Source organism: Rathayibacter sp. SD072 (assembly GCF_017355185.1).
GTDB lineage: Bacteria > Actinomycetota > Actinomycetes > Actinomycetales > Microbacteriaceae > Rathayibacter.
On sequence record NZ_JADILJ010000102.1, the window covers coordinates 1 to 2,036 of the forward strand.

Genomic DNA, 2,036 nt, shown 5'->3' on the forward strand with positions numbered 1-2,036 from the left:
GTCCGCCGCCCGCCACTGGACCCGGTCGTCGTCGAGCACCGGTGCGACGTCGTCCGCGCGCGCGGCGACTCCGCGGTGCAGCACGACCTCGACCCGGTCGCCCGGCCGCAGGCGCAGCGTGACCAGGTGCTCGCCGATCGCGTAGCTCGGTGCATTCCACTTCACCGATTCGACGAGCCGCGGATCCGCCGACAGCACGGCCTCGCGTACGCGCCCGATCTGCTCGTGGCGCGGGTGCCGCATCGCGGCGACGTGGGCGGTGGCGGCGGCGTCGAGTCGTGACATGGAGTCACCGTGGCACGGGATCGGGCGCGGCGGGGGCTCGCAACCGAGGTCAGGATCCGGGGAAGGGCATCGGGGGGGCCGCCGCGGCCCTCCGGACCTCGGTTGCGCACTGCATCAGGCCGCGACTCGGTGCGCGGACGCCCCATTGGGCCGCGGACGTGCGCAAGGCTGGAGCAATGCAGTTCAGAGTCTTCACCGAACCCCAGGAGGGCGCGAGCTACGAGGACCTCCTCGCCGTCGCCCAGGCGACCGAGGCCCTCGGCTTCGACGGCTTCTTCCGCTCCGACCACTACCTCCGCATGGGCGAGGGCGATCCCGGCCCCGGACCCTCCGACGCCTGGACCTCGCTCGCCGGCCTCGCCCGCGAGACCGAGCGGATCGCGCTCGGCACGCTGGTCTCCTCCGTCACCTACCGCCCGCCGGGCATCCTCGCGATCCAGGTCGCCCAGGTCGACGCCATGTCGGGCGGACGCGTCGAGCTCGGGCTCGGCACCGGCTGGTTCGAGAAGGAGCACGCCGCGTACGGCATCCCCTTCCCGCCCCGCCGCTTCGACCTGCTCGAGGAGCAGCTCGAGATCGTCACCGGCCTCTGGTCGACCCCGGTCGGCGAGCGCTACTCGTTCGCGGGCGAGCACTACACGCTCACCGACTCGCCGGCGCTGCCCAAGCCCGCACGGCTGCCGGTCCCGGTGATCGTGGGTGGAGGAGGCCCCAAGCGCACCCCGCGCCTCGCGGCCCGCTTCGCCAGCGAGTTCAACCTGCCGTTCCCCGAGTTCGACTCGATCCGCGGCTCCTTCGACCGCGTCGACGCGGCGTGCCGCGCCATCGGGCGCGAGCCGTCGTCGCTGGTGCACTCCGTCGCGCTGATCGCGGTCGCGGGATCGTCCGAGGCGGAGTTCGCGCGCCGGGCCGCTGCCGTCGGGCGCGAGCCGGCCGAGCTGCGCGAGCACGGCATCGCGGGCGGCGTGCAGGAGGCGGTGGACCGCCTGGAGTCGCTGCGCGAGTCGGGCGTCGAGCGCGTGTACCTGCAGATCATGGACCTGCACGACCTCGAGCACCTCGACCTGTTCGCCCGCGAGGTCCTGCCGCGCCTGTCGTCCTGACGCCGCGCCCGCGCCTCCCTCCTCCAGAAGTTGCGGTGACCGCCCGCGCTTCCCGCAACTTCTGGAGAGTCGGCGGCTCGGCCGGCTCCACTCCGCGAAAGTTGTCGTACTCGAGCCCGAGTACGACGACTTCTGCGGACTCGAATGCCGTTGCGCCGTCTCCGGAGTCGCTTCGTTCTGGCCTCTTCCTCCCCGCGCTCCTCCAGAAGTTGCGGTGACCGCCCGCGCTTCCCGCAACTTCTGGAGAGTCGGCGGCAATTCCTGCGGAGTCGGCGGCGGGTAGCGCGGAGGCGGCGGCCGCGCCCCGCGGCCCGGCACCGACCTAGGCTGGACACGTGCCTGAGACCATCGAGCGCCCCGACGAGCGGCTGCGGACCCGCTCCGCCGCCGACGTCCCGTGGATCGTGCTCGTCTGGGACGACCCGGTGAACCTCATGTCGTACGTCTCGTACGTCTTCCGCAGCTACTTCGGTTTCGGGCGCCCCGAGGCTGAGCGGCTGATGCTGCAGGTGCACACGGAGGGTCGTGCGGTGGTCGCGACCGGCAACCGCGAGGAGATGGAGCGGCACGTGGAGGCGATGCACGGCTACGGCCTGTGGGCGACGCTGCAGAAGGCCGACGCGTGAACCGCGCCGTGCGGACTGCGCG

The 2,036-nt window shown here is 72.7% G+C and carries 3 protein-coding genes; 2 read left to right on the forward strand and 1 reads right to left on the reverse strand.

Annotated features, from left to right (window positions below; genetic code table 11):
* The coding region (locus IOC53_RS18595; RefSeq protein ID WP_207408096.1) for a DUF1801 domain-containing protein at positions 1-285 on the reverse strand (285 nt) is incomplete at its 3' end.
* A gap of 176 nt (positions 286-461) precedes the next feature.
* Between IOC53_RS18595 and IOC53_RS18600 the strand changes: the two genes are divergently transcribed.
* On the forward strand, positions 462-1,388 hold the full coding sequence (locus IOC53_RS18600; RefSeq protein ID WP_207408098.1) for an LLM class F420-dependent oxidoreductase: 927 nt from the start codon (positions 462-464) through the stop codon (positions 1,386-1,388).
* A gap of 368 nt (positions 1,389-1,756) precedes the next feature.
* Positions 1,757-2,014 carry an ATP-dependent Clp protease adapter ClpS gene (gene clpS / locus IOC53_RS18605; RefSeq protein WP_242683552.1) on the forward strand — a complete coding sequence of 86 codons (258 nt, stop codon included), beginning with the start codon at positions 1,757-1,759 and terminating at the stop codon, positions 2,012-2,014.
* Positions 2,015-2,036 lie beyond the last annotated feature (22 nt).